This window comes from Segatella copri, assembly GCF_019249655.2.
Lineage (GTDB): Bacteria > Bacteroidota > Bacteroidia > Bacteroidales > Bacteroidaceae > Prevotella.
This window is the reverse complement of sequence record NZ_CP137557.1, coordinates 3,145,546-3,169,487: the sequence shown is the minus strand read 5'-3', so window position 1 is coordinate 3,169,487 and position 23,942 is coordinate 3,145,546. Positions and strand designations below refer to the sequence as shown.

The 23,942-nt window shown below is 45.5% G+C and carries 22 protein-coding genes and 1 pseudogene; 8 read left to right on the top strand and 15 right to left on the bottom strand.

Going from position 1 to position 23,942, the window contains the following annotated elements; genetic code table 11:
* Positions 1-2 precede the first annotated feature (2 nt).
* Genes KUA49_RS13065 through KUA49_RS13010 form a run of 12 tightly spaced genes read right to left on the bottom strand, consistent with a single transcriptional unit; the run spans position 3 to position 14,032 of the window.
* A complete protein-coding gene (locus KUA49_RS13065; protein WP_118311832.1) occupies positions 3-287 on the bottom strand; it encodes a hypothetical protein in 285 nt (94 codons plus the stop codon).
* A gap of 10 nt (positions 288-297) precedes the next feature.
* The gene (locus KUA49_RS13060; protein ID WP_256624744.1) at positions 298-4,524 is read right to left on the bottom strand and encodes a hypothetical protein; all 4,227 of its coding nucleotides are present in this window, start codon (positions 4,522-4,524) and stop codon (positions 298-300) included.
* Positions 4,525-4,548: 24 nt separating this feature from the next.
* Positions 4,549-5,013 carry a hypothetical protein gene (locus KUA49_RS13055; protein WP_118311833.1) on the bottom strand — a complete coding sequence of 155 codons (465 nt, stop codon included), beginning with the start codon at positions 5,011-5,013 and terminating at the stop codon, positions 4,549-4,551.
* 1 nt (position 5,014) lies between these two features.
* Entirely contained in the window at positions 5,015-9,493 is a 4,479-nt protein-coding gene (locus KUA49_RS13050; RefSeq protein WP_218411595.1) for a tape measure protein, read from the bottom strand.
* Positions 9,490-9,687 carry a hypothetical protein gene (locus KUA49_RS13045; protein WP_118311835.1) on the bottom strand — a complete coding sequence of 66 codons (198 nt, stop codon included), beginning with the start codon at positions 9,685-9,687 and terminating at the stop codon, positions 9,490-9,492. Before KUA49_RS13045 ends, KUA49_RS13050 begins: the two co-directional genes overlap by 4 nt.
* A 38-nt stretch (positions 9,688-9,725) precedes the next feature.
* Complete coding sequence (locus KUA49_RS13040; RefSeq protein WP_218411596.1) at positions 9,726-10,217, bottom strand: hypothetical protein; 492 nt, start codon at positions 10,215-10,217, stop codon at positions 9,726-9,728.
* A 3-nt stretch (positions 10,218-10,220) separates the two neighbouring features.
* Positions 10,221-10,748: a hypothetical protein gene (locus tag KUA49_RS13035; protein ID WP_218411597.1), complete on the bottom strand. Its 528-nt coding sequence runs from the start codon at positions 10,746-10,748 to the stop codon at positions 10,221-10,223.
* On the bottom strand, positions 10,741-11,079 hold the full coding sequence (locus KUA49_RS13030) for a hypothetical protein (protein WP_318331616.1): 339 nt from the start codon (positions 11,077-11,079) through the stop codon (positions 10,741-10,743). Before KUA49_RS13030 ends, KUA49_RS13035 begins: the two co-directional genes overlap by 8 nt.
* Positions 11,057-11,515, bottom strand: a complete 459-nt coding sequence (locus tag KUA49_RS13025; protein WP_118311839.1) for a hypothetical protein — start codon at positions 11,513-11,515, stop codon at positions 11,057-11,059. Before KUA49_RS13025 ends, KUA49_RS13030 begins: the two co-directional genes overlap by 23 nt.
* A gap of 21 nt (positions 11,516-11,536) precedes the next feature.
* Positions 11,537-12,007 carry an N-acetylmuramoyl-L-alanine amidase gene (locus KUA49_RS13020; protein ID WP_218411599.1) on the bottom strand — a complete coding sequence of 157 codons (471 nt, stop codon included), beginning with the start codon at positions 12,005-12,007 and terminating at the stop codon, positions 11,537-11,539.
* 2 nt (positions 12,008-12,009) lie between these two features.
* Entirely contained in the window at positions 12,010-13,071 is a 1,062-nt protein-coding gene (locus KUA49_RS13015) for a hypothetical protein (protein ID WP_218411600.1), read from the bottom strand.
* A 25-nt stretch (positions 13,072-13,096) separates the two neighbouring features.
* Complete coding sequence (locus KUA49_RS13010) at positions 13,097-14,032, bottom strand: HK97 family phage prohead protease (RefSeq protein ID WP_218411601.1); 936 nt, start codon at positions 14,030-14,032, stop codon at positions 13,097-13,099.
* A gap of 168 nt (positions 14,033-14,200) precedes the next feature.
* Here KUA49_RS13010 and KUA49_RS13005 point away from each other — a divergent pair, with 168 nt between their 5' ends.
* The 8 genes and pseudogenes from KUA49_RS13005 to KUA49_RS12970 all read left to right on the top strand — a co-directional run bounded on the left by KUA49_RS13005 (position 14,201) and on the right by KUA49_RS12970 (position 22,577).
* Entirely contained in the window at positions 14,201-14,665 is a 465-nt protein-coding gene (locus KUA49_RS13005) for a terminase gpP N-terminus-related DNA-binding protein (protein ID WP_118311843.1), read from the top strand.
* Between the two features lie 9 nt (positions 14,666-14,674).
* Positions 14,675-16,234, top strand: a complete 1,560-nt coding sequence (locus KUA49_RS13000) for a hypothetical protein (RefSeq protein WP_218411602.1) — start codon at positions 14,675-14,677, stop codon at positions 16,232-16,234.
* A gap of 4 nt (positions 16,235-16,238) precedes the next feature.
* Entirely contained in the window at positions 16,239-16,469 is a 231-nt protein-coding gene (locus tag KUA49_RS12995) for a hypothetical protein (protein WP_118311845.1), read from the top strand.
* Between the two features lie 11 nt (positions 16,470-16,480).
* On the top strand, positions 16,481-16,900 hold the full coding sequence (locus KUA49_RS12990) for a phage protein Gp36 family protein (RefSeq protein ID WP_118311846.1): 420 nt from the start codon (positions 16,481-16,483) through the stop codon (positions 16,898-16,900).
* A 5-nt stretch (positions 16,901-16,905) separates the two neighbouring features.
* Positions 16,906-18,228 (top strand): DUF935 family protein, encoded by a 1,323-nt coding sequence (locus KUA49_RS12985; protein WP_218411603.1) that lies wholly within the window; start codon positions 16,906-16,908, stop codon positions 18,226-18,228.
* A gap of 713 nt (positions 18,229-18,941) precedes the next feature.
* Positions 18,942-19,751, top strand: a pseudogene (locus KUA49_RS12980) (phage minor head protein); the annotation flags it as partial.
* Between the two features lie 1,042 nt (positions 19,752-20,793).
* Positions 20,794-22,095: a reverse transcriptase domain-containing protein gene (locus tag KUA49_RS12975; protein WP_218411604.1), complete on the top strand. Its 1,302-nt coding sequence runs from the start codon at positions 20,794-20,796 to the stop codon at positions 22,093-22,095.
* Positions 22,095-22,577 (top strand): hypothetical protein, encoded by a 483-nt coding sequence (locus KUA49_RS12970; RefSeq protein ID WP_118311848.1) that lies wholly within the window; start codon positions 22,095-22,097, stop codon positions 22,575-22,577. The genes KUA49_RS12975 and KUA49_RS12970 overlap by 1 nt, the downstream gene beginning before the upstream one ends.
* A gap of 72 nt (positions 22,578-22,649) precedes the next feature.
* On the opposite strand, the gene KUA49_RS12965 is transcribed toward KUA49_RS12970, so the two are convergent.
* Genes KUA49_RS12965 through KUA49_RS12955 form a run of 3 tightly spaced genes read right to left on the bottom strand, consistent with a single transcriptional unit; the run spans position 22,650 to position 23,888 of the window.
* The gene (locus KUA49_RS12965; protein WP_218411605.1) at positions 22,650-23,093 is read right to left on the bottom strand and encodes a hypothetical protein; all 444 of its coding nucleotides are present in this window, start codon (positions 23,091-23,093) and stop codon (positions 22,650-22,652) included.
* Positions 23,090-23,665 carry a phage virion morphogenesis protein gene (locus KUA49_RS12960; protein WP_153083924.1) on the bottom strand — a complete coding sequence of 192 codons (576 nt, stop codon included), beginning with the start codon at positions 23,663-23,665 and terminating at the stop codon, positions 23,090-23,092. Before KUA49_RS12960 ends, KUA49_RS12965 begins: the two co-directional genes overlap by 4 nt.
* A complete protein-coding gene (locus tag KUA49_RS12955; RefSeq protein ID WP_153128502.1) occupies positions 23,637-23,888 on the bottom strand; it encodes a hypothetical protein in 252 nt (83 codons plus the stop codon). The genes KUA49_RS12960 and KUA49_RS12955 overlap by 29 nt, the downstream gene beginning before the upstream one ends.
* Between the last annotated feature and the right edge of the window lie 54 nt (positions 23,889-23,942).

Here is a 23,942-nt window from a genome sequence, read left to right as displayed (position 1 = left end):
AGTTATTCGTTTTTATCCGTTTGACAATTTAGTTGCTCATTCAAAGCGTCTATGATACTTGGAAAACAATAGTGTTCCACAAGTTCTTTTATGAGATTGACTTCATCATCGGAAAATTCCGTTGCACCATTGCTCTCATATATTTTGAAAGCCAAATGATGTGCTTTTATTCCCATGGAACGAGTGTAAACCAAATTTGCAATGGTTTCACGAGCGTCACCTGTTTGCTTTCTTTTTTTACTAATCCCTACAGGAATAGTGAAATTTTGAAAATCTATTTTTGCCATATCTTGTTTTTTAACGGTTTATGTCTAATACTTGACCATAATAGGAGCCACTAACATAAGTAAGGGCTATGCTTACACTGTCACCTTTTCCTAAGCAAAGTTGGTCTGTGTTTCTGTTATCATCACGCCAATGTCCTCCATCATGGTTTAGCAAATCGCCATCACCATTTATTTTAACATAAACATTGTTAGAACTCTTTGAGCTATTTATGATTTTAACAGGGACACAAAAGGTTTTACTTTCTTCTATTCCAAGCTGCAATCGTATTTCATCCAATTTTGGCAAGGAAACCCATGTGTTACCAGAAGAATTATTAAAAGCGGTCAATGTCGTACCATGGTCGAGTGTTATGATGTAAGCTGTACCTGCTTTTGTTGTATTGATAATTCTACCAATTTCTAAGAATCCTCCATCACATACAATAGCTCCTTTTGTATAAAGTGCAACATCACGACTCAAGACATTATCACTTATTATTTTCACTGCTGGCAAATAACAGTCACCAGGATCAGGATTCATCTGCCGATAAAAATAACCAGCACAATTGCACCAGGAAGTTGATTCTGTCTGTTGTGGGTCTGCACCATTGCCAATAGCAACCTTTATGTTAGCCACATCACCTGGCTTGAATACTCCTACTTGTGATTGTAACTTAATCAGTCCTGGTCTAATTGCCGCTAAATCTTGTTTATAACTATTATCTGTCCATTTTGCTGGGTCGCCATAATACAAGCCTTGGTTGTCTATCAGGAAATATCCTATTTTGCCTTCATAAGCCTCAATTTTACCTTTTATCTTGGCATTTTGTGCCTCAATGCTACCATCCTCCAATATTTTGAAATTTTCGTTGGCAGTCACAAGTCCTTCCAGCTTGATGTTGTCGGCACAGATATGCACACCGCTTTCCAAATTTCCATTTTCATCTTTTGTGACGAATGCGGAAATGTCTGCCTGTTTGACAATGTTCTTGTCTTCATCTACCGCTGTGGCAAACATACCTGCAAAAGCCTCGATGCTGACATAATTGCCAATTTTCTCATTCAATCCCATCATGTCAGAATTGTACTGTCGCAACCATTCTGCATAGTCTGTAGCTGTCACAAGTCCAGCTTGGTTTTTCAGACTTCCATCATCATTGAATCTTTGGCTGATAAGTTCATTGTACTTTGCTGTTGTTATAATGTCGCTTTCTGCCAACACATTGCCGTCCTTGTCAAAATTTTGGGCTGCAATCCTTACAAGTTTTTCGCTTTGTTCAAAAAGTGTTTTATACTTGTATGCCAATGATTCCACACGGTCAGTTGAGAGAATGAGCATATACAGATAGATGTCGCCTGTGAAGCTCAGTTTGAAATCACCAGTACCGTTCCAAAGGCCATTGCAAGAATATTGCTTGTAGCCATCAGTTTCAGCAATTTTCTCTTCAACGTGCATAGAGTTGAAATTTTCAAAGCCAGTTTTATCAACATTCTCAAACTCCACGGTCAGTGTGCCAGCCTTGGCACATCGGTAGAAGAACGTGAGGAAAACAGGAATGGCCTCTTTGGTTCCGTCTTCTCTTGTGGTCATTGGTGGAATGCTCTGCAAGTTGGTGTTCTTTTGGCTGATGTACTTGTTTCTGATGCGTACAACAGTTCTGCCCATGTCCTTGCAGACACTTGCGCTGTTGCCACGTTTCGACAAAGCCTTTCCGTTAGTCCATATCCAACGATTGCCAGCGAGGAAGAAAACAGTTTCATTCTCTGTTGCCCATTTGTCCATGCCATCAGAAAATGATGGATTGTTCAAGTAGCCTCGATCACTTGCAAAGTCCTGTCTCAGTCCTTCAACAGCGGATTCAATCTTTCCTTCCGTTATCTCAAACTTGGTCTTGATGTCTTCACCAGTCACCAAGAGGAACGTGCCACGCAAGTAGGCATTATCGGAATATAGACCGTTTCCATGTGGTTGATTGTTGGAAGGAAACCAATCATCCTTGATTCCGTCAAGATTGCCAAGTCTTGCACGCAAGGCATTGGTGAAGCTCTTGCCGTTCACACCATCCATGACATCAATCCTGGGCTGTCCGTCTTCTGTGGCTGATATGAGTATGAGGTTTTGGCGATTGCCATTTGTGGTGTTGCCCATCAATACACATTCATCGCCTTCTGCTGGTTCCGTCTTGTCAAACTCTTCCTTGGCTACGAGAATGCCGCCATCGCTCATACCTGCCACCTCCACCCAGTAGCTTTTCAGGTTTGCACCTGTGAAGGTCTGGCATCGCATCAAGTCATGTGCTACAAAGGTGTTCTCTTGCTCGAAGTGAATAAGGAAATAGCCATCTTGCTCTTCAACGCTCTTTACCTTGCCATTGGCTGCACTTACGCAAATCTGACCACCGACACTTCTGACCTTATTTATCAAAAGTTCAAAGATGGTCATTATCTGGCGCACGGTCAGTTTGTCAACAGTAAGATTGGAAAGACCACTTTCATCAATCCAAAGCTGCCATCCCTCACCATTGAAGCCATCAACAAACTTGGCACTTCTCAAAAGTTGGCGCACAACCATTGTCAACAGCTCACCATTGCCTTTGCCATCCAAGTGACCACCTGCAACGCCCTCCACAAAGTCACCGAGGTCAATGCCCTCATCAAAGATGATTTTCTTTTTTGCTCGATCAATTTTCTTCTTGCTCAAAAACTCCCTTTGGCTTCTTCGAGCTGAGAACAGATTTGTGTCAGTTGGCAAAGTATTATCCCATGTACGGATGATGTCTGGAAAACTTCCAGATGTGCGTTCACGTGTATAGTTTTTGATGTTGGTCAAGCTGTCATTCACCTGATCCAATGTGCCACTTTGGAGCGCATCACTGATTTCCAAGTCCACTTGTGACGGCAAAACAACCTTTCTTGTTACTTTGGTTATCCGGCTGCTTCTATATCCTGTGTCTGGAAAAAACTTCTCACTTTCAAGCCTTACCCTGCGACCAACAAACAAGTCTGCATTGTTATGTTCCACCCAAACATGGTCGGTCTTGCCTTTGTAGATGCTGATGTCTTGCCAGTGTTCAGCATTATATTGGTCAACAGCCGTGCGGAACTCTTCTTCTGCAAGCGTGTAATATTCATCTGGCATTCTGATGTTCCAAAGAATGTAATGGTTGCCCTCTTTGGGGACAAGATTGCCACCTGGCAGTTGCGTGTCATCATCGTATGGCCATATTGTGATAATTTCAAACTCACGTGTCTTGCTGTCGAAATTCACCTCAAAGTAATGGTCATCATCCGTTCCAAGACCTGCGAGTTCACCATCTTGGAAGGAAACACGCTTTACCTCATTGGCAAGCTCGTATTCATTTGGGTCGAAATTGAGCGTGTCATCCTTGAAGTAGTAGATGATGAAAGGATTGCCGTCATCATCCGTCTTAGTCTCCGAGCGCACACTGCTAACCATACCCAAACGGCGTGGGTATATGTCAGAAAAGGCATCTTGCTCATAATGGTCATATATGCCGTATTCCTCAGTATGAAGTTCGATGTATTTCAAGCCACCAGGCAACATCAATCGATTATGCCCATATTTCTCAGGGTCGATATTTCGTGTGCTACCAATCGGGAACAGACGTGTGTAGAACTTGGCTGTGTTGCTGGTGTCTCGCTCCAGTTCCGTCAATCCATTGCCATAGCCAATGGCAAGTTCCTCACCATGCTCACAACGGCAAATGTTTACGGTTTGCCCTTCAATCCACCATTCTGCCTTTCCACCTACCTTTTCAGCGATTTCCTTCAAGGCTTCATCGCAATACTTGCCATCATAGTCAATGACAATGTTATCAGTGCCATCCACTTGGCCAATCTTCCAGTCAGTAGTATGATCCAAGCCATTATTGATGCACTTCACTATCATCTTCACATGGTCACGTGGTGGAGCCGTGAGAGTGAACACTGGTTCAGTATTGCCATCGGTGGTTTCAAGCACCAAGAAACGCTTGATGATGCTCTCTATGCCATACAGTTTCAAGTCATACACCCATTCTGTTTCGTTGTTCTGCTTTGGGGCATACTTTTCCATCAGCCAATAACGTTCGCCCTCAAAGTCCGTGTAATCGTTCACGTCAAGGGCAATGTTGGCATAATGGGTGAATGAAAGAGTGAGGATGTTGTCACCCTGCACCTCCTTCACCTGGGTTGAGCTGTCATCAGGGGCAATCTCTGCCTTTGCATAGCCTGTTTTGTCGTATATTGTTTGAACCATGTTTCAATACTGTTATAATGTCATTTAAATGATGGGTACTGGCTCACGGAATTTCACTTTGAATTTGCTTGCTTGAACACCATCTTTCCAGATATAGGTCAGAGGTTTAAACTTTCCGCAATCCAAGAATCTCATGTGCAATGTCAAATCAAGGTCAGGAAAAGTGAAGTCAAGCCAACCGTTTTTGCCTTGCTTCAGGAACTTGATGAAATCGGCATACGACTTCAACCATCCTTCCTTTGTCTTGTTATACATGGCAAAATACAGTTCCACGTCACGAGCCTCATTTTTTGGTGTCAATACGTCAGAGTATTTTTCACCATCCTCCTCTCTAATGTTCACTGCCGTTTCATCCTTTGTCTTGCTTGGTGTAAGTATGGCGGTCAGATTGGCCATGTCGCCCTTTTTGTCTTCTGTCAGAAAAACACCATATTCTTTCCAGATGTCGGTGCCATTGACCAGTACCTGGCCACTAAGTATTTCATCCATATTATTTCATTTTAAGTCCATCACGAATAATCTTTCTTATTTCCTCCTTGATGTCGTTCAGATGCGTGACACTCATACCAGTGTTTTCTGCAATGCGTGCCAGATGGCTTTCAGCCACATTCATCTTCTCGACCACGTTTTCAAGTTGGTCATCCATGCTTGACCAATGTTGCAAGCCACTGGTGAACATTCCTTCGAGCTTTGTGCCTTGGTCTTGTGTCATGGCAGAGAAACCGCCACTTTTACCGCTTTGGCTTGTGCTGCTGTTACCAGTGTACCCAGTGGCTTCTGCAAGTTTGTCACGCAAGGCAATGGCATCTTTCACATAGCCCATGTATTCCTCTTGGAGTGCATTGCGTTCTGCCTCTGTCAGGTCATTGTCTTCCATAGCAGCACCAAACTTCTTCCACCATTCCTTTAGCTTGTCAGCATACATTTCACCAATCTGGTTTGAAAGCATGGCACGCATGAAGTATTCTGACAGGTCATCAGCCATATCCTCAGCCGTGGCATTCATATCCATAAGGGTGTCCACAAAGCTGTCATACATGGAATCGAAGGAAATGCCAGTCAATCCCTCATAGAGTTCATCGGTCAGTTCCTCCAGTTTGCCAGCCTGGTCTATGTAGTCATTCAGCTTGTCAGCAACGTCATTTCCATAACTACCCTTGCCAGTGTTCTTGATATATTCCCAAATACCGACATTGGAGCGAAGTTTCTTCATTTCCTCTGGGCTAAGACTCCAGAGATCACCATTGAAGTCTTCTTTTACGTTCTGCTTGATCCAGGCAGTTTGGTCATTGTTGAAGCCATTCCAATAGTAGTTCCAACTATGATGCTTTTTCCAATAACTGGCTTGCGCCTTTGCCATATCCAGATAATTCTGGTTGGCTTCTTGCTGGTTGGCGTATGCCTGTTGATAGGCTACTACCGATTTTGTTCCCTTGCTTGCCTTGATTTCGTCTGTCAAATCCTCGATGGCATATTGCAGAAGCTCGTTGCGCTTGGTCAAGTCGTCAATGGTCTTTTGCACCTTGGCTTCATTGCCATTCAAACCGAAAAGGTCATCAATGCCAAACCAACTGCCAATGCCACTGACCAAACCTTGCAAGATGTTGCCCACATCCTTGATGATGGACAAAACGATTTCGGGCAAATCCTCAACAATTTTTTCCACACAATCGGCGATTTTGTTCAAGAGGTCATCAATGAAGCCCTTTGGATCATCACCAAGCGCATCAATGATTTGAAGGATTGCGCCAATGATACCGCCTATCTTGCCACCAAGCTCATTCAATGACTTGCCTATTCCGTCTGAGCCTTTTCCAAGTGAGGTAATGAGTTTGCTCATACCATTGGCAAAGCCATACAGGGAACCATTTGACATTTCATTCAGATAGTTGGTGAAGTTCTGAATGCCTTGCGCTGCTGCATTGGTGTTGTCCGTGAGCGTCTGGCGTGCCTTGTTGCTTTCATCCTGTGCCTCCGTTTGCTCAGTGGCAGTGGCATCGACCTTTCCTTGTGCAATATCAACCGCTTTCTGGGCAATTTCCTTTGAGGTGTCATCAGTAGCAGCAGCCAAGTTTGCTTGCGCCTTTTCCAGTTCATCGACCGCCCTTGTGTGGGCATCCGTCTTGTTTTGGAGATTTCGCACGCTTTCTTGGTATGCCGTGACATTCTTGGAGATTGTACCCCATATCTTGAAGTTGAACGGACTGGTGCTTTCCGCACCTGTCTCTTGCTTCAACTTGGCTTGCAAGTCAGTGTAAGTCTTTTTGTTTTCAGCAGACAAAGCCTTGAACTCAGCCGTCTTCATGTACGTCTCCACCTTGCCAAGTGTCTCTTTTGCCACATCTTTCAGCACATTGCCCACGCCCTCAAAGGTAGTACCCCAGTCTATATCCAGGGCAAGGCTCTTGGCATCCACTTGGCTCATGGCGGTGTCACGCTGCTTTTCGAGTGCCTTCACCTTCCACTGTTTTTCATCAGCAGTGCCAGCACCCTCATTCACCTCCTTAATCTTTTCAGCATATTCCTTGGCAATGGCATACTTTTGTTCTTGTATGGTTCCATACTCCTTCAAATAGTCTGTCATGGCAAGCAACTCATCCTTCAAGGCTTCCTTGTTGGCTTCCTCGATGGCCTTAGTTCTGCTTTTCTCGTTCAAGGCGTGCGCCTCGTTAATGGCATCGGTCTGTTCCGTGGTAAGCCCATTTGTACCAGTGGCAATGCCTGCTTTCTTGTTATCTCGTTTCCATGCGGTTTCTTGCTTGTTTATCTCGTTCTTCTGAGCCTGATAGTCGTTTTCTATCTGGCGAAGTTTCTTTTCCAAGCCTTCTTGCATGGTATTAATTTCTTCCTCGTCATTTTTACGTTGCAGTTCTGCAAGTTCCTGACCCACCTTTTCCTTGGTCTGCTTGCGGCGTTCTTCCGCTGCTTCTTCCTTGGCTCTTGCAGCTTCCGCCTTGGCTGCTGCCTTTTGTGCTTTCTCGCTGTCTTTGTCCGAACCAGGTTTGCGTGAATCATATTCCTTTTTGGCAAGTTCCATTTTTTCCTTTAGTTCCTTTGCCTTTTTGTCATATTCTTCTTTGGTTAGGTTGTTTGAGCCTTTGCTGATGAAGTCGTTGTATTTCTTCAATGCTGCTTTATAAGCCCTCTTGTCGGCTGCGCCCCAATCAGAACTTGATTTTCTTGGTTCATTACGGCGGTTCTGTTCAGATTTCAATTTGTTGAGTTGATACTGCAATTCATCCTTGGTGTATGTGCCACGGATATTTTTGCCGTCATTGGTTGTATAGCCATATTTATGACCAGACATATTCATTCGGGCAATGAGGCTTTCGCGCTCCTTTATCTGCTTTTTCAGATCGTTGTTGCTGACCCCCGTGAGATTGTCAAAGTAAGCGTTCACAGAATCCTTGCGCACCTGCTTGTTTAGGTTCTGTTGCTTCTTTTGAAGGTTTTTGAGTTCGGCTTCCTCTTTCTTGCTCAAACCTCCGACTTTCTTCATACTTGTACCAGAGCTATTGCTTTCAACCCACTTTTCCGTGCGCTGTTTTGCTTCAAGTTCTTTGATGCGTTTGTTTACGCTGTTGAGTTCGTTCTTTGGCTTTGTTATGCTTTGGCCAGCCTCCAACTCAGCAATCTCCAACTTGATTTTCTTGATGTTTTTCAGCTTCTCATACTCTGTGTCATATTTGGCAAAGATAGCAGGGTATTTCTGTTCGAGACGATTCAATGCCTCACGTCTTGTGTCGGTGCTGAGAGCTTCATCACCAGCAATGGAACAAAGCTCTTCCATCTTGCGTTTGTGCTCTTCCTCAGCCTCAATGACCTTTTGTTTTTGCGCCTCATAGTCTTCATCGGCTGCTTGCATCAGTTCTGTTTCCGTCTTCATGGAAACCATTACGGCGATAACACTTGCAATGGCTGTGGCAACCAATACGTATGGATTGCTTAGCATGGTAGCGTTAAGCAGCTTCTGCGCTTTCTCCACCATGACAATCCAACCGTAGTGAATGGCTTCCGCTGCGGTCATGCCACCAATACCAACCGTTATGAGACTGTGGACTGCTGCCACCGTCATGCAAGCCGTGCGGTATGTTCCATAAGTGGCAACCAATCCCATCAGAACACGTCCGAATTGCTCATAATGTTCCACGATATAGGAGACACCGCTAAGTGTTGTATTGATAACACCCTCGCTTTGCTTACCTAAGTCGTTGAACATTGTTGAAATAGCATCTTCGATGTTGCTTATCTGTCCTGATATGGTCTTGCTCTGTTCCTCCATCAAGCCACCGAACTTACTGCCTTCACCAGTAAGGTTCTCTATGACTTTCTGCACTTCTGGGAATCCCACCTTGCCAGCCTCCACCAAGTCCTTCACCTTGCTTTCTGCCACACCAAACACCTTGGCGAGTTCCTGGATCATCGGAATGCCACGACCAGTGAACTGGTTAAGGTCTTGCGTGTAAAGTCTGCCTTGCGCCATCGTTGTTCCGTACAGATAAACGAGGTCATTCAATGGCATACTAAGACCTGCGGCAATGTCACCCAGACGAATCAAGGTTTCGTTCACCTTCTCTGCCTCCATGCCATACGCCAAGAGTTGTTTCGCACCCTGTGCCACACCTTCAAGGTCAAACGGTGTCGTGGCTGCTGTATGAATCAGCTGAGCCATCAGATTATCGGCTTTGTCTGCACTGCCAAGCATGACATTGAAAGCCACCTCCAATTTCTGGAACTCGCCCCTGACAGTAGCGACCTCCGTAATAACCTGCTTCATGGAAAAGGCCATGCCAAGCCCCATGAGCGACTTTTTCACCTTGTCGCTCACGTTTTCCAATCCGCTCAATCCTTTCTTGGCTTCATCGGTGTAACTTTTTAGGGCATCCATCTTTTTGTTTACCCTATCAAGTCCACCGCTGATGCGGTCAAGGAGTTCAATTTCTATCGCTACTGTCTTGCCTTTGCTCATTTCAATTTACTTTGGAAAAATCCTACAATGTCGTTGGCTTCCTCTTCGGCACTTCTTTCGTCCTTGGGCTTGCCGTTCTTTTTCTTGCTAACATAATGTGGGGCATCGCTCAGCATCATAATCAGGGTTTGGTAGTTGACACCATTAAGAATATAGTCAACGCTCCAACCTGTTTCGCTTGCTATCTGCCACACAAAACCGAAAGGGCTATGGGAACCTTCGTATTCGCTCGTTAACTCCCTTTCTTCTTTTGGCTCTTCCTCAGCTTCATCGGATTCACCGCTTCTGCCGATTTGATAATATCTATAAAACTGTCCGTTCCCATCAGCCCGACAAATTTCTTTATCACGCTGACAAGATACTTGTTTTCCATCCAGTTTCTTACAGCCCATGCCGTTAAGCCAACAAACAGATGTCGGCTTATCCAGCCACGGCAAAGGGTGTAAGCTATCATGCAACTGATTTTCTTGCCGTGATCAACAAGGAACTTCATTTCTTCCTCCTTGGAGAAATGCCACATTTCTTCGCTGGTCACGCCCATTGCCAACCATTCCCTTGCAATTCTGATTTGCCCTGCCAAGGTAGGTCGGCGCATGGTCACACGTAAATGGATGGATTTTTTGCAAAAAGGAAGGTGCAACTCCTTCAATGGCACTGAAAGACCAGTGTCCAAAAGGGCTTCCGCACCTTCCTTTTCTATTAGCCTGATGGTGTTCTCATCCATACGCTAATCCTTCACGCTGTTTGCCTGGCTGGTGGATGATGAACCTATTGGGTTGGATGTGTTCTGAATGTCGTAAGGCTCACTACCATCAGAAGGTTTGTTCACCTTCAACTGACATTCCAACTTCGACACCTCTGTAAGTGTGAGTTTACCACCGAGGTTGGCCAAAATTGTGGCATTCGGGATGGTGCAAGTCTGACCAGAAACAAAGTCAATAGTCCATTTGCCCGAAAGTTGCACCAGATTCTTTGGTGCTTTCCAGCCTGTGTAATTTCCTTTGCTTCCTATGAGAGTGCCACCAAGCACCATCTGAATGTTCTCGTAGTTCAACTGTATGATGTTGAATGTTGGCGAGATTGTTGCATTCTTGGTGAGGATGGTCAGCACTGGCACATCAGGAACTTGCTCCGCATCAATGTCGGTACTCTCAGGCTTTGTGCCGCCCCAGTCCCATGATCCTTTCTCAATGTAGCCAATGATATTGTCATCAAACTTCACGGCTGCTATGCCGTACATGAAATTCTTATTCATTTTTCTTTCTTGTTTTGATTGTGATTATTATGCCAGACACCAGTCCGACAATAAAACTGAATATAGCCACTTTAACAGGGTTTGAACATTGTTCTTTCTCTGTTCTAATGGTGTTAGAGAGTTCTGCGTTTTGCTTGGTCAGCTTCTTGTTTTGTTCCTCATAATAGAGGCACAACACTTGCAAGCTGTCACAAGAGGCATCAATGTATATCACATCTTTGCCGTCTTGCTTTCCCAAACTTGCCTTCACGTTGGCACGCCCTTCTTTCTTGTTGAAGGATGCGCCCGATGGCAAACGTCCTATGCTGTCAAGCGGAATGATTAGATGCACTTGGTCTTGTGGCACCTTTTCCGTCCATATTATCTTTGTCGTGGTCTGCTTGTTTTCTGCGCTGTCCTTTTCCACCTTTGCCTCTGCCTGGGCTGTCATCGTCTTCGTCGAGCGACAACTCACTGCTGACAGGGCAAGAATTGCGATGAGGACAAAGCTTGATAGCCTCGATTGCACGGCTGAGCCGATTGATGGCGAGGCGTGTCTTGTGGTTCTCTGCCGTAAGCACTTCCACAACCTTAGTGTTGTCTTCATATTTCTGTTGTGTTTCCAACAGCACCTTTGATATGTCCTCGTACATGCCTTTGTAGGTGTCATGCACTATCTTGGCATTTTTGGCGTTGTTGGCCTTTCTGTTGGCAAACCAAACGATGGCAGCACCTATGCCGCCCGATGGTATTGCCCACTGGATGAATTGCAGTAAAATGTCTGCCATCGTTGTTCTTCTATTATGGGGTTAAACTTGCTTGATGCCTATCGACCGCAGCCACTTCTGGACATCAAACGATGGGCAAGCCTTGTGACTGTTAAGTTCGTTGTGTCCAACAATGCGGATGGTGGGGAAACGCTCATGGAAGTTGCGCACGTATTCGATCATAGCCTTCTGCTGTGCCGCCGTGCGTGTGTCCTTAGCTGTCTTGCCGTCAGTGGCAAGCCCACCAACATACACAACGTGACGGCTCACAGAGTTGAAGCCTGCTGCACCGTTTGTTATTTCCCAAGGGTCAACCTCTGCATCCTCGTTGTTCTCCACAAGTCGCTCCACTTTACCGTCAAGGTGAATCATGTCGGTATAGCCAACTTGCTTCCAGCCACGACCACCCTTCTTTACTGGGTCGGTGTGCCAGTGGCGAATTTCGTCACTGGTCACTTCACGGCCTTCTGGTGTGGCGGTGCAATGAAGCACCAGATATTTCATCTTTGCCATGGTTACGATGCACTATAGTCGCTCATCATTACGACACCTGCATCTGCCTTCTTAGGCATACAAATGAAACGATGGCGGAAGTTGATTTTGTTACGCTGGTACTCAGGATCGTTCTCCGCTGCGCTCCAATACATCTTGGTTGAACCTGTAGCCTTGAACACACGAGGAACATAGAAGGCAAACGAGCATTGGAACTCACCTGTTGTAGCAGCTTTATTCAGATCTTTCTTTACACCAGCTGTGGTGTATAATGGGTTATTAGCAAACTCGTAGATGTCAAAGCCATACAAGCGTCCAACGGTTCCGTCATTGCGGTTGATATTGTACTGCTCGCGGAATGTCTGCTCAATCTCCAAAAGGTCGTTGATGTGATCTGAGCAAAGCACAAGACGGCGACCTGCCGAAGGCACTTTCAGAGCATCCATACTACGCTTCATACAAAGCACGTCATTTCTGGTGAGCTTCTTACGCCCAGTAACAGCATCCCTCTCACCAGTAGTCTTCAATACAGGTGTTTTCTCTGAGTTCTGCTTGGCGCAAAGAGCATGGGCTGCTTTGGTAAACTTTGCATCGTTAATGGCATTACCATGTGATTCCTTCACTCGCGCAATTTTGTCGTAACTGATGGCATAAAGTTCATCATCAGTGATAGGTGTTACCTTAGTCTGGAACTTGTCAAGCTGGATGGAAATATCCTTGTCTTCCAAAGCTTGGAGACTGATAGGATATGTAGTGTTGTTAATCAACACATCTGGGTCAACGCCGACATCCACCAAATGAATAACATCATTTTCCACGATACTTGAAGCGTCAGGAATACCATCAAGCCAAGTGGCTTCCAAGCCACGGCGAAGGTACTTCACCAGCTCACCAGTCCACACCTCTTTATATACACCAGCACGCAATGCGCCCTGGGCTACTTTACCGCCTACCATTGAGGCGATACAATTCATACCCAAGGCTCCCTCTACAGGCGAAAAGCCAAGGACTGCACCGAATACACTGCCAGTGATGCAGTTGAAAAGCACTGCCATTGTCAGTGCAAGCAATCTGTTCTTCTTCATTTTTCTTGTTTTATGGTTATACATTTTAGATTTCACACTCAAAGCCATATTCAGCCTTGAAGAGGCGTTTGTATTCATCAGGATTGTCAGAGCGCATCTTCTCCAGCTCTGCGCCTGGCACCTCACTAAACTTTGAATAGGTGGTTGGCTGCTGTGTCGGTGTTCCACCCTGATGACCAATTACGGCACTGAGCTTTACCATTGGCGACATGGCTGCGAAGATCTGCTTCAAGTCTTCCACGCCAATCTTCTTGCCGAGGTTGATGAAATGCTCTTTCTTGTCCTCGCCGATGCGTTTCTCTGTGATTGCGGTCTCTACGGCGGTGGTGATTGCCGAGAGTGTCAACTGAGCCTTCTCCTTGGCAAGTGTCTCTTTTTCTGTTTCTGCTGCCTTCAATGAGTTAATCTTTTGAAGGATTGTCGCCTCGTCTGCTGTCTCTGGCAGTCCGAGCTGTGCACACAAAAGTTTCTGTTCCATTTGTTTGTTGTTTTGTTGTTTGTTACTGAGCAAGGTCAACGGGTTCTTTCCGTCCTTGCCTAATGTTATTTGTTCACCGTTCTTTCTCATTACGATGGCATCGTCATTGGCTCCTATGTCCACGACCGACACTTCAAAGAGTTTGCTTTTGGTAATTGTCTTGTACTTTTGTCCTGGAAGTATCACGTCAGGATCGTCACTTTCTTCCACGATGTCAATGCCCGCGCTCACCATTTTCAGGCTTCCGAACTCCCATTGCTTCTTGCAGCGTTTTGAGAGTTCCGTAGCTTCATCAAACATAAGTACACCACTTACCTCATCATTTTCCACTTTGAGGTCTTTCACATAGCCAATCACATTGCCACGCTCGTGCATATATAACAGTACTGGATTACGGCAATACTGCTGCACGTCCATGCCTTTTGTCAGTACACGGCTGCTGTAACTGTTAAGGCTGTCGTTTGAAATTCTTACTCGTTTCATTTTCTCGCTTTTTGCGTTTTGCGCTGCAATATTACTGCTAAATTTGTTAACCGCCAAAAAAGTGTGAAATGGTTGCACACATCTATGAAACGATTGCACACTTTTTTGGCGGTGCCACCGAATTGTTGCAATTTTGCAGCACATTTGATTTTTAACAATGTATTGCACATGACAAAAGCAGAAATAGAAAAGAAACGTTCGTTAGCCAGAACACTCTTCATGTCGGGTATGGAACAGGCTGAGATTGCCGAAAAAATAGGAGTCTCGCGTGTCACCATTTCCAAGTGGTGTGTGGCTGATGGATGGAAGGAGGCACGTGCGGCCAAGAGTGTCACACGTCCTGAACTGGTCAACAAGCTGTTGTTGACCATTGACGCGCTTATAACGCAAGTGAATAATTCTGGCGACCCAATGGCGATGGCTGGACTGGGTGACAAACTCGCAAAGCTTTCCTCTGTCATAGAGAAACTTGACAAGAAGGCCAACGTGGTTGACATCATTGAAGTGTCCATGAAGTTCAGCAAGTGGTTGGAGTTCCGTGCCAAGTCTGACCCTACGATAACAACTGAGTTGATGAAGGCAATCAATCATCTTCAAGACTTGTTTATCATGGAACAGATGGGTGTTAAATAATTAAGGAGTATGGCAACAGCAGCAGAAAAGAAACTCGCATACGAGCAATGGAAGGAACGGTGCAAGCAAGTTCAGGCTTTCACCGACACCTCTCTTATGCGTAAGGAAACGCCCCTTGAAAAGGAAAAACGTATTCGTAGGCTGCAATCCAATTACGCTGCATTCTGCGAATATTACTTTCCGCATTTCCTACAGCTGAGAGATAAGACTACAGGCGAAGTAATCCGAACCATACACAATGCGCCTTTTCACAATCAAGCTGCACAGAAGGTGAAGAACACGCCGAACCTCAAAGCGGTCTTTATGTGGCCTCGTGGTCATGCCAAGTCCACCCACATGGACATTTTTACTCCTTTGTGGCTGATGTTTCAGACCAAGCGTCTGATTAACTTCATGGTGGTAGTTGGCAAGTCCGAGGATAGTGCCATCCGTTTGCTTGGCGACATCCAGGCTGAATTGGAGTACAACCAACGCATCATTGCCGACTTTGGCACACAAAAAAACGCTGGCGACTGGCAAGAAGGTGAGTTTAAGACCAAGGACGGCGTGAAGTTCCTTGCCTGTGGTCGTGGTCAATCTCCTCGTGGTTTGCGTGACCGTGAGGCACGTCCAGACTACATTGTCATTGATGACCTCGATGATGATGAGCTTTGCCGTAACGAGAAGCGTGTGCATGACCTCACCGACTGGGTGAAAGAAGCCCTTTTCGGTTCGCTTGATGTAGGTCGTGGTCGCTTCATTATGGTTGGAAACCTCATTTCAAAAACTTCCGTTCTTTTCAACCTGGCACATACCAAGGGGGTGTTCCTTTCTAAGATTGTGGCGGTTGATTCTGATGGCGAACCAGTATGGCGTGAAAAGTGGACAAAGGATGAGGCGAAGGCTTATGCCGATTTTGTGGGCTTCCGAGCATGGAACAAGGAAATGATGCACAACCCAATTAAGGACGGCACCATCTTTCGCCATGATTGGATCCATTATAAGAAGGTTCTTCCTCTCAATAAGTACGACCAGCTTATCTGTTACACTGACCCTTCTTTCAAATCGACTACAGCCAACGACTACAAGGCTTCACGCTTTTGGGGCAAGATTGGCACAGAGTTCCATTTGATTGATTGCTATGTGCGTCAAGATACCGTTGGCGGTATGGTCAGATGGCTATACAATCTTTATGAATCATTGCCAGAGGATGTGACGGTTTCCTTCTTCATGGAGGCAAACTTTCTACAGGACACCATCCTTGATGAGTTCACGGAAGAGGGTAATCGGCGCGGCTACCAGTTGCCGATAACAGGCGACAAACGCAAGAAGCCCGATAAGTTGCAGCGTATAGAGGCCATATCCCCATTGTGGGAGCGTGGTTTTGTCTTCTACAATGAGGCGTTGAAGGATTCTCCTGACATGGAAGTTGGCATTGAACAGACGCTTTCACTTGAACGTGGCAGCCGCGTGCATGATGATGCGCCCGATGCTGATGAGGGTGCCATCTGGATGCTCCAGCGCAACACAAGGCAAGTTAAGTATAAACCGAGGTTTGGCAAGCGTCCGACCTCTAAAAACAGTTGGTAAGATTATGATTAGACTATTCAGAGATTTGATTTTCGCTTGGCGTTACAAGCGTGCTGTCAAGGAAGCCATTTTGCTCTCCCAGGGTAGTGGTTTGAAATATTATGTCCTTTATATGAACGGTGGTTTTAAGGTCGTTCCAAAGCAGACCATCAAGACGCTTGTGAAGCGTCACCGTTTCAAAAAAGGCACCAAGGTTGAAGACATCGAACGGCGTGCCTTGTTTGTTACAAAGTAAGGAGGTGCATCATGTTTATAACAGAGGATGATTATAAGGTGGTTATCGGCGATACCGCCATGAAGGTGGTTTCACAGGCTTCTGCCGAGAATCGTGCCAACGCCGAGCGTGAGGCACAGGAGGAAATTTCGGGCTATTTGCGCCCTAAGTATGATTGTGACGCTGTATTTGCAGCGGAAGGTGATAAGCGCAATCGTCAGATTGTGATGTTCACTTGCGACATTGCCCTTTACCACATGGTTTCGGCAATGCCTCAGAAAATGGGTTCCGACATCAGAAAGGAACGCTATGAGCGTGCCGTCAAGTGGTTGGAGGGTGTTCAGTCCGGAAAGATTGTACCTGACCTTCCCTTGATGCTTGATGAGGATGGTGAAATGGTTGGCTGTTCCATTGTCTATGGCTGTCAGCCTAAACTAAGACATAACTGGTAAACGATATGGGAGTTATTCAGAATTTAATACAGAACATTACAGGCAAGCCGAACGTCTTGCACACGAAATATGGTGACTACAACCTTGCCAAGTCTTCTGGACGTAGGAATGTCCAAAAGATTGTGGCACAGCTTCAACGTACCACCGAGGCACTTACACGTTCCGACATGAAGGACTGGCGCAATGCCTGGCAGATGGCAATCAGTGTGGAAAGTCCCAACCGTCAACATCTCTATGACATTTACCGTGACGCTGATGTTGATGCTCACCTTTCGGGATGTGTCGAACAGCGCAAGGGCTTTGTCATGGCTCGCTCCTTCAAGATTGTTGACAAGAATGGCAATGTGAAGGATGATGCGCTGCACTACTTCAACCAGGCATGGTTTAAGCAGCTCTTGCGCCTTGCCCTGGATTCTATCTATTGGGGACATTCGCTCATTGAACTTGGCGACATTACCACTGATGGCGATGGTTGCCCATGCTTCAGTGGTGTGAAGTTGATTAACCGTAAGTATGTCATTCCTGAGTATGGCCGTGTTATCACCGACCTTGGCATGGACTGGACTACTGGCATCGACTACCATCAGCCACCTTTCACTGATTGGCTCATTGAAGCTGGTCAGCCCGATGACCTGGGCTTGTACTTGAAGGCAGCAGCGCATACCATTCCAAAGAAAAATACGCTTGCCTTTTGGGACACGTTCGGTGAGATTTTCGGTATGCCTATGCGCATCGGCCACACCACTGTCCGTGACGATAAGGAACTTTCAAAAATGGAGGACATGATGGCAAACATGGGTACTGAGTTTTGGGCTTTGTTTCCAGAGGGTACCGACATTGAGGTGGTTGAGAGTTCCAAGGGTGACGCTTTCAATGTGTATGACAAACGTGTTGACCGTGCCAACTCAGAACTTTCAAAGCTCATCATCGGGCAAACAATGACCATTGAGGATGGCAGCAGCCTCTCACAGTCGCAAACCCACCTTGAAGTGTTTGAGAACTTGGTGGAAAGCGATGCGGATATGTTGGCAGACCTCGTGAACAATCAGCTGATTCCTCGTATGGTGAAGCTTGGTTTCCCTATTCAGGGCTTGCGCTTTGCCTGGGATGATGCTGTTGACTACACTCCAGAACAGCAATTCAGCTATGAAAAGATGATTGCCGACCGTTATGAGGTCGATCCAAAGTATTTTGCCGATAAGTACAATATGCCTGTAGGTGAACGCCGTCAACATCAATTTCCTGCACCTGACCCAGACGGTGATGGTGAGGACAAGGATGATAAGGGCAAGAAGACGCAAAAGAATGCACATCCTTTTTTCGATTAAGCCCCACCGATTACGTGGGGCTGCACCAGCGGTACGCCGAAATCTTAGGTGAAGAGCTTTCCGTTACCTCATTGTGTCTGAGCAAAAAGGAAGAGGAATTTGATGCTATTGCCAAGAAATGGGCAAGCGGTATCAGCAACAAGTACGTAAGGGAGCAAGCGGAAGAGGCTGCACGGATTGCACTCAGGCATGGAATCAAGGAATTGCCAGAGCTGCGTGAGGCAGACTTGGGTCGAATCACCAAGTATCATGGCATCCGTGCGTCTTTCCATGCTGGATTGACCGATGAGCTGCCTTCCGTTATCCGTGTGAACAAACGAGGTTACAGAGGTTGGAAGGAGGCTCATGCAAATGCCGTCCGTTATGGTCAGCTCGCTCAGGACAATCCCATCTTGCACGAATTGGGGCATTACATAGACTATTGCAATGATTCCACCTATTACAGAAAGCTCGAACACTCATGGAAAATGGAGAATGTGGATGAAACCCTTATAAAAAAGAATCTTTCCACGTATGCCCTCACTGATTATGCTGAGTTTGAGGCGGAACTGAATGCTGCCATTATGAGGGGCAAAGTGCTTCCAAAGGAATTGCTTTCATACTCGCACATGAATAAGGTGGACACACCTCTTGCCAAACGTTTGCTTAGTTTAGGCTCTGGTGATAGCGTATGCCTTCCAAGCGAAGAGGTTAGCAAGGGATTCAAGGATGCGATGAAGGCTATTTTCAATCAGAAGGGAAGTTCTTTCTCTATTGACATCATGGCAGATGGCAATGTTCAGAACTTGATAGAGGCTCATGCTGGTGTCCTTGACCGCAACTTGCAACGCTTGGAAATGTCCGACCTCATGCGTCAGCGTCTTACTCGCTCCAACTATATATTTAGTGGCTTGAAGACTTTCCATGAGTTGAATGAGACTTTTCCGTCCTTACTTGATGAGAATGGCAATAAAAAGACGTTTGAACGCTTTTTGAACGATGTCCGAAAGATAGATGAAACATACAATTCCAACTATCTGCGTGCTGAATACAATTTTGTTCAGGCATCAGCGGAAATGGCTGCTAAGTGGGAAAAATTCATGGAGGATGGTGATCATTATTATCTCCAGTATCGAACACAGCATGATGATAAGGTTCGCCCAGAACACGCTTCGCTCGATCGTATAACGCTTCCACCAACTGATTCCTTCTGGGAATCATACTACCCACCAAATGGTTGGAATTGTCGCTGTACCGTGGTGCAAGTTCTGAAACGAAAATACGAGCCAACACCACATGATGAAGCCATGTCACTGGGTGAGGATGCTTTGCAGACTGATAAAAAGGGCATATTCCGTTTCAATTCTGGCAAGGAGCAAAAGACAGTCCCTGACTACAACCCTTACACCATCAAGCGATGTCGTGACTGTGATATTGCAAAAGGTAAGTTGGATCTTGACAGAAAGCCTGTTGCAGATAATGAACTTTGTGCTGCTTGCCGCTTGGTACATAAATGCGCCAATTCGTACACTGATTCAGGAAAAACAAATCTGTCTGTTGAAGACCGTGATGCGATACTTGCAAAGCCTTTGGATGAACAATATTTCACCAAATACATAGGCATTAAAGGAAAAGTGTTGCAACATGAGTTGGCTTGCTCTACAGCAGAAGACTATAAGCGAGTTTTAGATGTTGCCAAGGCTTTTGCTGATGAATTTGGTGATTGTTTACTAAATCCTGAAATTCAATTCACCGCAACAAATGGAAGAAGAAAGGTTTATGATATGCTTCCAGAAGACAGTAAAGCAAACCCTGATTTAAAAGTGGGCGAATTTGGATATATAGATGTGAAATCACCAGAGAAAGTAATGAACTGCTGTCGTAATGCGAACCATGCTTCTGATGCACAACACGCTTGCGTTTGTCTGACTGATCATTGCTTTAGAAAGCCAATTACAGAAAGACAAATCCAAGATAGAAACAAAGCTATTTGGGATAGTAAAGATTACCACCATGACTATATCTTTTGGTATGTCAATGGCAAGCTCAGAAAATACAAGAGACCAATGGAATAATCCGTTGGCCTCAGGTTCTGCAACGTCGCACGCTGCTTTCAGTGGTTATCAGTACTTCGCTCTCCACGCTGCAAAGATAGTAATAAATCTTAATATAGCAACTAAATGACAACATTTTTTAAGATTATTCGTTATAAAATGTATAGCTACAGAGTTTTATACGTAACTTTGCAGCCCAAAAGGTGGACTTTCCCAATAAGCCGTGTGGTTTATCGTGGGTACAACAACGCGAATGCGAATGGCGGTGTCGTGAATGCGAATGCGAATAACGATGCCTCGAATGCGAATGCGAATGTCGGCTCGCGTCTGGACAAACTGATTACATTATCAATCGGCCTACCATACAAGGGACGTGCTCCCTAAGATGGTGCCGAGGGAAACGAACCTCAGCAAATTACTATTATAGGAAAGCTGAAACATCAAGTGTTGGGTGGAGTTTGGTAGGCCAGCAATGGCTCGAAGAAGTCAGACCCAGAGACAGGAAGGCCGAAAGGCCATTAAATTATTAACAATGCGTAGAGAAGGTTACATCATAGAAGAAATCATTGACTACTCCAATATGTCAGAGTCGTTTGATGAAGTTCTCCGTGGCAAGAAGCGGAAACGCTCACGTCAGGGACGCTACTTGCTTGCGCATCGTGAAGAGGTGATTAAGGAGCTAACAGAGCAAATTGCCAATGGCTCTTTCCGTGTGAGTGGTTACCGTGAGCGCACAATCCACGAATACGGCAAAGAAAGGAACCTGCAGATTCTTTCGATGAAAGACCGCATAGGTGTCCATGCTATAATGTCCGTGGTGGACAGACATCTGCAAAGGCGTTACATACGCACAACAGCAGCATCCATCAAGGAACGTGGCACGCACGACCTTATGAAGGTAATTCGTCAAGATATGCAGCACGACCCAGAAGGCACGCTATATGCCTACAAGTTTGACATCAGACATTTCTATGAGAATGTTCGTCAAGACTTCGCCATGTGGTGCTACCGCCGTGTGTTCAAAGACCAGAAGCTGCTTGTTATGTTGGAATCCTTTGTTACTATGCTGGACAGTGGCATCAGCTTTGGACTAAGAAGCTCACAAGCCACTGGCAACTTGTTGTTGTCTGTATTTTTAGACCACTATTTGAAAGATAAGTGTGGGGTCGCTCATTTCTATCGCTATTGCGATGACGGCCTTGTGCTTGGTAAAACGAAAGCGGAATTATGGGTGATTCGTGAAATTATCCACAACCAGGTGAACCAAGTCGATTTGGAAATCAAACCAAACGAAAGGGTGTTCCCAGTGGATGAGGGCATTGACTTCTTGGGGTATGTCATATATCCCGACCATGTAGCGATACGCAAGCGTATCAAACAAAAGTTTGCCCGAAAAATGCACGAGGTTAAATCGAGGAAAAGAAGGCGCGAACTCATTGCCAGTTTCTACGGAATGGCAAAGCACGCCGACTGTAATAGATTGTTTAATAAATTAACAGACAAAACAATGAAATCATTTAAAGATTTGAACGTTTCTTATAAGCCGGCAGATGGCAAGAAGCGTTTCCCTGGGTCAGTGGTAAGCATCAGGGAGTTAGTGAACTTACCAATTATCGTGAAGGACTTCGAGCTTGGTATCAAGACAGAGCAAGGCGAAGACCGCTGCATTGTCTCCATCGAACAGAACGGTGAGGCAAAGAAGTTTTTCACCAATTCGGAGGAAATGAAGAATATTCTCCAACAGATCAGTGAACTGCCAGATGGCTTGCCTTTTGAGACAACTATCAGAACAGAGACATTTGGCAAAGGTAGAACCAAATACGTATTTAGCTAATGAAACGAACAGAAGGAAGTGCGGTGGTGAAACTGCTTGAATGCGTGAACCCCGTCAAGAACAAATGGCGCATCCGTTGGGATGTCATAGTTAAAGAGGACGGTTCGGCCAACTACATGGAGGCAGAGTTTACCAATGGCAAGCCTTCTGTGGATGACATCAAGCGAATCGTCTTGGACTGGTACAACGAACAGACTGACCAAGCCATCATTTCAGGCTTCACATATAAGGGTCAGGCTGTGTGGCTCTCCACTGAAAACCAGTTCAACTATAAGGCAGCTTATGACCTTGCCGTGCAAACGGAAGGAAAGACGCTGCCAGTAACGTTCAAGTTTGGAACTGAGGATGAACCGTCATACCATACGTTTGACACACTTGAAGAACTTGCCGACTTTTATCTGAAAGCCACCGAATATGTACAAAACACCTTGGCTGAGGGATGGAAGAAGAAGGATGCTTTTGATTTGAGCTTGTATCAATAAGGTTCAAACGGCATCCGAATGACATTAAAAAAGCATCCGAAGCTGTCAAGCCATCGGATGCTTTAATCATATTTACTTGGACTGGTCAAGTTCTCTGTACCCCACATAACTATAAGTCTCAATGTTTTCCAAAATATCCTCATGGTTGTGGTTGGTTGTCGAATTGCTGATGTCGAACTCTCTGAAATGTTCACCGTTCACATCTGCCAGAACTGTGTGAATCTTTTCCAAGAGGTCAAACACTGTTAGGCTCTCTTCCCTTTGGTCACTGTTGGCTGCACTGCTGCCCACCCAGTCTGTCACCACGTGCAAGTTCACTTTCGCCTCTGTCACATAGCGCATACCTACCACCGTGGCTTCCCAGTTGATTGGGCAAAGTTCCACAAACACCGCTGGACGTTCCCAGTTATCTTCTTGCTCTATGAACTCCACGTTGTGGTTCCAAAGATCAATATACTTGATTTCTGGTATATTGCCTAAACGTTCACAAAGCATCTTGTAAATCTCTTTTCTCATTTCTTCAATCGTTTTTCAAAATGTTCCATTTCCTTTCCGAGGTATTCTTGCAAATTATCCTCGATGATGTCCGTAACTGCCTTTTCCACCTCTGGTGACAAACCAAGAAACTGCCTCTTAGGTATCTTGATTGTCGTGCCTTCCTTCTTCAATGCCATGAACTTCCAGAACTCTGCCACGTCACTGATATGCCGTGTCTTCTTGTCCTTGCGCTGCGTGCCGTCCTTGCGCCTTGCAAAGGTCAATGCACCTGCTGCATCCATGTACTTGTGCCAGAAATAGCCTTTCATTCGTTTTGTCACCACTATCTCACCGCCTTCATTGTGAATGTCGGCGTATGGCAAATCAGTGAAGAAGCGGATGCTCGTTTCCTTCATCTCGCTTCTGACGCTTCTCCTCAGCGTGCCTGTATCAACAAGAATATGCCCACCTGGTCGAAGGGGGCTTCTGTGCCGTTCCCATGCCTCGCTGAAAAATGCCTCTCGCTCAAAGTTCTGGTCAAACTCGTCACTTAGGTCAACGCGGATGTCATTCAGAATCCTCTTAATAATAGTCTTTTCCTTGCTCATCATTCCAAAAATCAAGATACGGTTGAGCGTCTGCTGGAATCACATTCTTTGATTCAGCAGACGCTTTCAATATATTGTAAAATTGACGCTCACTGATAGCATACTCAGGATATATGAACCTGCGCCATATCTCACGGTTTGGAACACCGTCCTTGATATGCTGGTCATATATCCTGTTGATGTCAGCAACACGTTTCTGATAACTTAGTCCGCGTCGCTTTCCCATAGGGCTAAATGTTTGTTGAATGTTTAACCTTTGGATGATAAGGACGGATGTCAA

Bases quoted from the DNA above. Each gene is read 5' to 3' on its own strand.
- KUA49_RS13010 (WP_218411601.1), bottom strand. From the start codon at position 14,032: ATGAAACGAGTAAGAATTTCAAACGACAGCCTTAACAGTTACAGCAGC.
- KUA49_RS13000 (WP_218411602.1), top strand. From the start codon at position 14,675: ATGGCAACAGCAGCAGAAAAGAAACTCGCATACGAGCAATGGAAGGAA.
- KUA49_RS13050 (WP_218411595.1), bottom strand. From the start codon at position 9,493: ATGAGCAAAGGCAAGACAGTAGCGATAGAAATTGAACTCCTTGACCGC.
- KUA49_RS13065 (WP_118311832.1), bottom strand. From the start codon at position 287: ATGGCAAAAATAGATTTTCAAAATTTCACTATTCCTGTAGGGATTAGT.
- KUA49_RS13060 (WP_256624744.1), bottom strand. From the start codon at position 4,524: ATGGTTCAAACAATATACGACAAAACAGGCTATGCAAAGGCAGAGATT.
- KUA49_RS12995 (WP_118311845.1), top strand. From the start codon at position 16,239: ATGATTAGACTATTCAGAGATTTGATTTTCGCTTGGCGTTACAAGCGT.
- KUA49_RS13025 (WP_118311839.1), bottom strand. From the start codon at position 11,515: ATGGCAGACATTTTACTGCAATTCATCCAGTGGGCAATACCATCGGGC.
- KUA49_RS13040 (WP_218411596.1), bottom strand. From the start codon at position 10,217: ATGGATGAGAACACCATCAGGCTAATAGAAAAGGAAGGTGCGGAAGCC.
- KUA49_RS12960 (WP_153083924.1), bottom strand. From the start codon at position 23,665: ATGATGAGCAAGGAAAAGACTATTATTAAGAGGATTCTGAATGACATC.
- KUA49_RS12975 (WP_218411604.1), top strand. From the start codon at position 20,794: ATGCGTAGAGAAGGTTACATCATAGAAGAAATCATTGACTACTCCAAT.
- KUA49_RS13005 (WP_118311843.1), top strand. From the start codon at position 14,201: ATGACAAAAGCAGAAATAGAAAAGAAACGTTCGTTAGCCAGAACACTC.
- KUA49_RS13020 (WP_218411599.1), bottom strand. From the start codon at position 12,007: ATGGCAAAGATGAAATATCTGGTGCTTCATTGCACCGCCACACCAGAA.
- KUA49_RS12970 (WP_118311848.1), top strand. From the start codon at position 22,095: ATGAAACGAACAGAAGGAAGTGCGGTGGTGAAACTGCTTGAATGCGTG.
- KUA49_RS13035 (WP_218411597.1), bottom strand. From the start codon at position 10,748: ATGAATAAGAATTTCATGTACGGCATAGCAGCCGTGAAGTTTGATGAC.
- KUA49_RS12985 (WP_218411603.1), top strand. From the start codon at position 16,906: ATGGGAGTTATTCAGAATTTAATACAGAACATTACAGGCAAGCCGAAC.
- KUA49_RS13015 (WP_218411600.1), bottom strand. From the start codon at position 13,071: ATGAAGAAGAACAGATTGCTTGCACTGACAATGGCAGTGCTTTTCAAC.
- KUA49_RS12955 (WP_153128502.1), bottom strand. From the start codon at position 23,888: ATGGGAAAGCGACGCGGACTAAGTTATCAGAAACGTGTTGCTGACATC.
- KUA49_RS12990 (WP_118311846.1), top strand. From the start codon at position 16,481: ATGTTTATAACAGAGGATGATTATAAGGTGGTTATCGGCGATACCGCC.
- KUA49_RS13055 (WP_118311833.1), bottom strand. From the start codon at position 5,013: ATGGATGAAATACTTAGTGGCCAGGTACTGGTCAATGGCACCGACATC.
- KUA49_RS12965 (WP_218411605.1), bottom strand. From the start codon at position 23,093: ATGAGAAAAGAGATTTACAAGATGCTTTGTGAACGTTTAGGCAATATA.